The sequence below is a fragment of the Halorubrum sp. AD140 genome, from assembly GCF_034497445.1.
GTDB lineage: Archaea > Halobacteriota > Halobacteria > Halobacteriales > Haloferacaceae > Halorubrum.
Map to the genome: position 1 here is coordinate 1 of NZ_JAXRUU010000230.1, position 1,270 is coordinate 1,270.

General features: G+C 54.8%; 2 pseudogenes. Both read right to left on the minus strand.

The window, feature by feature from the left end:
• A pseudogene (locus U4E84_RS17715) lies at window positions 1-258 on the minus strand (DUF1102 domain-containing protein); the annotation flags it as partial.
• Between the two features lie 358 nt (window positions 259-616).
• Window positions 617-1,270 (minus strand): annotated as a pseudogene (locus U4E84_RS17720) (hypothetical protein); the annotation flags it as partial.

Below are 1,270 nucleotides of genomic sequence, written 5' to 3' on the forward strand. Positions count from 1 at the left end.
TTCAAATAATTCATCAATGCCAGTAACTGAATTGGAATTTAGATTGTTGAAGCTGATCTCAAGCTCACCATCTACTCCATCATCTGTTACATATTCATCGTCTAATCCCTCAAGTGCTAACTGAGCGGTCGCGTCGCCGCTGGTGCTCACATTAAAGCTACGTTCTGTTTGGGTGGATGAGAATGCTCCAGTACCCACCGCTGCCGCGCTACCTGATGCCATTGCCCCTGCGCCGATGATGAATTTACGTCGTTGCATGGTTGGTCTACCTCTGTTACCGCACACGACCAGCCTCGGGGACACGAGACATCCCGTGTCACCCAGGGTCGCTCTACTTCACCCATGGGGTGTATCCCATATCGTTATGAGTCGGCAGAAAATTCGCTGGATGAGACTGAAGCGCTTCTGGACGACTCTGTAGCAGTTCTGGTTGACTCTGAACCCACCCCGTGGCTGCGCTGAGAACCTTCAGGTGGTCCCTTCGAACCTATTTTCGGGTGACTCTGTGTTCTGTCTACGGCCGTCAATTTGATCACGGGTGAGATCGATCTGTCCGTCTCTACGGGACAGTCGCACGTCCGGCACCGTTGAGAGTAATATCGAAACGAGCTACCGATCAGTCCGACTCACAGCTCGGCCGGTCGTCACCCTCGTCTCCCAGTCCCCCGGGGTTAGGCTGATCGAGATCGCAATCCTCCGGGTTCCACTGTGGGTGTACGTACACAGTGTCATCGAGTTTGACACCCACGATCGTATCGCTACTGTCCCCGTCTAACTGGCCACTGATCTTTTGTCCCGTGTCGATTTCTTCGTCTTCACGGGTCGTGACTTCGTCGTCACCGCTATTTCCGGAACTTTTCAAATAGACGTCTACCGTTTCTGTCTCGTCTCCTCCGAGGATCTCGGCGTTTCCGGCACCGTTGAAGTACACCCCGCTGGAATCGCCGGTGATCGCTTCGACATCGTCCCGCTTGATCGTGAACCGTCGGGTCTCCGTATCGCCGAACAGCTGTGCTGTGACGCCGCTTCCCTCCACGGTGATCGATATCTCAATATGCGCGTCCTCACCGGGTGTAATTCCCGTGACGGGGGCCTTGATCGCTATATCCTCTCCGGTCTCGATCTCCGGATTGTCCTGATCGTCCCGATCGTCCGGATCGTAACTGATCTCGTCGAGGACGTCTTCTCCCTCCCCCACTTCGAGGTCGACGATCGAGACATCGTGGTTGAACCGGTTCTTCACTCGGACGAGCGTGATCTCGTCTCCGTT